Annotated in this window: 3 protein-coding genes and 1 pseudogene; 2 read left to right on the top strand and 2 right to left on the bottom strand. The window is 59.8% G+C overall.

What is annotated here, in order from left to right:
- The first annotated feature begins 431 nt into the window (after nucleotides 1-431).
- On the top strand, nucleotides 432-635 hold the full coding sequence (locus tag FOY91_RS20760) for a transposase (protein ID WP_420822900.1): 204 nt from the start codon (nucleotides 432-434) through the stop codon (nucleotides 633-635).
- A gap of 556 nt (nucleotides 636-1,191) precedes the next feature.
- Here the strand turns inward: FOY91_RS20760 and FOY91_RS20755 are convergent.
- Complete coding sequence (locus FOY91_RS20755) at nucleotides 1,192-2,073, bottom strand: LysR family transcriptional regulator (protein ID WP_162527301.1); 882 nt, start codon at nucleotides 2,071-2,073, stop codon at nucleotides 1,192-1,194.
- Between the two features lie 119 nt (nucleotides 2,074-2,192).
- Here FOY91_RS20755 and FOY91_RS20750 point away from each other — a divergent pair, with 119 nt between their 5' ends.
- Nucleotides 2,193-3,734, top strand: a complete 1,542-nt coding sequence (locus tag FOY91_RS20750; RefSeq protein ID WP_145155900.1) for an alpha/beta hydrolase domain-containing protein — start codon at nucleotides 2,193-2,195, stop codon at nucleotides 3,732-3,734.
- 209 nt (nucleotides 3,735-3,943) lie between these two features.
- On the opposite strand, the pseudogene FOY91_RS20745 reads toward FOY91_RS20750, so the two are convergent.
- Nucleotides 3,944-4,053, bottom strand: a pseudogene (locus FOY91_RS20745) (IS5/IS1182 family transposase); the annotation flags it as partial.

Here is a 4,053-nt window from a genome sequence, read left to right as displayed (position 1 = left end):
GCCGAGCGCACCATTCACGGCCTGTGGAACGCCATCGGCCGCATCCTCGACCTTTACCCGCCGCAGGAATGCGCCAACTACTTCGCCAACGCCGGTTACGATGCAGACTGATAGGAAACCGCTCTAGTGGGGTAACGGTCGCCCGCCATCCGTCGCTTCGGGCGAAGCGGCCGAAGGTAAGCGCGAGAGTCACTACCAACGCAACGATCAAGGCAATGACGACGATCATGCAGTATCTCCAAGGCTCGGTTCGAGGCTGGCGATGGGTGCAGGACCGACAGCAGCGCAATTATACAAGATGCCGATGGCAACGCCTCCTACGCTGTACCCTAGCCGCTGAGAGGCTGTTTGGGAACGGCGGCGGAATGAGGTTAAACGATCGGGCTTCGGCGTGATTCCAGAGGGTTGCGATACCTATTCTGGAGTGCTCGATGTGGAGCCCGACCGACCGCACGCAGCATAGCCGCGCGGGCCTGCGCTTTGGAAGAGATCTTACCGAGGCCGAATGGGAGCTGATCGAGCCCTATTTACCATCACCTCGACCATGCGGACGGCGGCGACGATGCTCGATGCGCCGGATCATCGAGGCGATCCTTTACGTGCTGCGGTCGGGCTCCCCTGGCGGCTCCTACTGACAGCTTTCCGCCGTGGGACTGTGGACAGGCGTCGAAACGGGACCCCGTCATTTGTTAGAAAAATCACTGAAAACGTTCGATATTATAGCGTTTCAGGGGCCCCGATCGGCGCCGATCGCCTCCCGAGAGTTTTTATTCTGTCTTCCGCTACAACGCCTCAGCCGCATTTCGGCGGGGGTTCCGTTTCGACGCCTATCCACATGTCGGGCGGTGGTCACCTCGAATATTGTCGGTCGCCGTTAGCCAGACTTCCGACCCCTACGCAACTCTTGGGTTGCGTTTAGGGCTGACAGGAAACACTTCGTCATTTGATGCCGCGCACGCTGACGAAGCCACCGCGCCAGCCTCCATATCATGCCCCGGTTCTGGGCAACGTCGGTGCCAAACACCAATCCAGGCGGCCGTGTGTCCACCCGCTGATGCGCATCCAGACGACCGGCCGACAACTTTAACCAAGCCCTATTACGACGGTCCTTGCGTATCGAGTAAGCCTCCTGTGCGGACAACGGTCGGAGTTGGTGATGTAGACAGCCTTACGTTTCAAACTCAAGAAACCCTATTGTGAGTCCCTCGTCAGAAAGCGGACGAATCTTTCTGCTGCCGGTGAAAGCATGCTGCCCTCCGATTTGACCAGATACACGTTCACTGCCGGCAACAGAAAATCCGTTTCTATGGGCGTCAGCATCCCGTCCTCTATAAGTCGGGAAAAAAAAGGGAGCGCGGCCTCTACCAGATAGATGATAGCACCCAGGCGGGGGGCCAGGTCCACGGCCATGCTCACGGACGTGCACTGGAATATCCTCGCGGGCCTGCGTTCTTCGTCCTTGAAGAGGGTGCTGATATAATTTTGTTCGTCGGACACATCGATATCGATCCAGCGCTCGGCCAATAATTGGTCGATGCTCTTGCTGCCCGAAAAGTCGGCGCGGCCGATGAGAAGGCGGGTGGAAAATCGCTTGAGGATGGTGCCGCCGGACGGCGGTGCCTCGCCGACGCCGGTGACGAGGCCCAGATCGAACAGGCCATCGCGCAGGCCGCCCAGTATCTGGTTCGACCGGCTTTCGGTCAGGCTGATGTCGACGCCCGGATGATCATGCTGCATGTGCGCCACGGCGTCGGCAAGGACTGGCCCCGAACAAAGCGGGGTAATGCCGATGGAGAGGCGACCGTTGCGCTCGTTTTTCAGCCAGCATATCTCGTCGGACAGGCGATCCATCTCCTTGTGGATGGTTTGCGATCGCTTGACTGCTGCCTGCCCGAACTCTGTCAGCGAAACGCCTTTGGCGCTCCGCCTGAGCAGGGGGACACCGAATTCCAGTTCGAGCGTACGGATCGATTTGCTGAGCGCCGGCTGGGAGATCGCCAGTTCCCGCGCCGCGCGCTGAATACTACCGACCCTTGCGATGGTATTTAGTGCCTTTAGCTGGGAAAACTTCATGGGCATCCGCTCCCGTCGCTGACGCATATAACCGCAGGTTATACTCATGGCAAAAAAGCATTACCGCCTGATCATCATTCCGATCAACTATGGTTGTACAACAGAGGAGTTACACCCACGTGCAACACTGGTTTTCACTTCTGGCATCGGCCGCCACTCTTTATGCAGTGACGCCAAGTCTCGCGGTCGCGAAGTCTTTGAATGCGTCGCAAGTTCATCTGAACCCCGCGTTTGAGATCAGCAGGATTCCCGTAACCGCGACGTCCAAACCCTTTCTGGCGGCCACCGACGACTTGGCGGCGCACGGCTATGTCGAGGAAGAGTATTTCGTATCCGGGCAGGCCCGCGCCTATGAATGGGTTGGTGATACGCTCAAGGTCCGCCCGGCTTCCAAGGCCGGTCCCTACGTCACGCGCATCCTCGTCCGGCGACCGATCGATCCCGCCCGCTTCAGCGGCAATATAGAGTTCGAGACGCTCAACTCGTCGACCAGCCTCGATATCACGACGACCATGGCCACATCCGCGGACTATGTGATGGACAAGGGAGACGTTTGGATCGGCGTCACCAGCAAGTCCGTCACGCTCAATGCCCTCAAGCGGTTCGACCCCGCTCGCTACGCGCCTCTGGCGTGGAGCAACCCCATGCCCGCCGAAGCGCGGTGTCCCCATCCCAGTATCGTCCCAATGTATCCGATGGCGGGCATGTTCAAGATCGAAGACTTTCCCGCCATGCCGGATGCGCCCAGCGAAGACGGGCTGATCTGGGACATATACGGCCAGATCGGCGCTTTTCTGAAAGGCGATCAGCGTGAACGGATCCTGCCCGGCTTCCGGCGCCCCCATATTTTCGCGACCGGCTATTCCCAGTCGGGGATGATCCAGCGCAACTTCATCAGCGCTTTCCATAACCTGATGCGCATGCCAGACGGCGGGCCGATCTTCGACGGCTATCTCGTGGAGGTCGGGCCGGCGATGCTGCGGATCAACCAATGCTCCACCGACATATTGCCAGACGATCCGCGCAATCACCTGCCTGTCATCGATGTACCGGTCATCAACATCGTGTCGGAGGGCGACATGTGGCTGGGCCTGCATACGCGGCAGCCGGACCGGGTGGACGGCCGCACCGGCCTCGTCACCTATGAGATTGCCGGCGCGTCCCACAAGACCGGTTTTGGCGAAGCGGGGCATGCGACCAAGCTCGAAGCAACCCGCGCCGGGGTTCCCAACCCGCTCATTCCCGTGCCCAAAGACATCGTCGTCAACGACTTCCCGCGCGGCTATCTTTCCGCGGCGGCGCTGAAGAATTTGCAGGACTGGGCGCTCAAAGGCACGGCGCCGCCGCAGGCGCCCCGCCTCGAGATCGAGGCCGGGAAGGTCGTCCGCGACGCCGACGGCAACGCGCTGGGCGGCCTTCGCAGTCCGTGGATCGACGTACCGCTCGCTCGTTATCAGGGCGCGGTCGGCCTCGCTGCCTATGCCGTGGTCGGTCAGAAATTTCCCTATCCGCACGAGAAATTGCGGCAGCTTTATCCGGAGCACGCGACCTATGTCGGCAAGGTGAAGACAAGCGTTGCGAGTGCGGTCGATCAGCGCTGGCTACTGCCCGAGAGCGGCAAGCGGATAATCCAGGCGGCAGAAGGCGTTGACGTCCCTTGACCCAACCCCTGATCCACAAGGGCAACCAACTGACGACGGGGTAAGCAATGGTGTGGACAGGCGTCGAAACGGGACCCCGTCACTTGTCATAAAGTCATTGAAAGCGTTTGATATTATAGTGTTTAAGGGGTTCCCGATTGGCGCCGATCGCCCCCCGAGAGTTTTTATTCTATCTTCCCGCTCCAATGCCTTAGAGTCCGTTTTGAAAATCATGGATGAGTGGTTCGGCGGAGGAGGTTGCCGCCCATGGCGACGAGGATCATGGCTTTGGATACATCGATACGGGCTTCGTAATCCCGGACGAGCCGGCGCCAGCGGA

The organism is Alterirhizorhabdus solaris (assembly GCF_007785815.1).
Lineage (GTDB): Bacteria > Pseudomonadota > Alphaproteobacteria > Sphingomonadales > Sphingomonadaceae > Alterirhizorhabdus > Alterirhizorhabdus solaris.
This window is presented reverse-complemented; position numbering and strand designations above follow the sequence as displayed.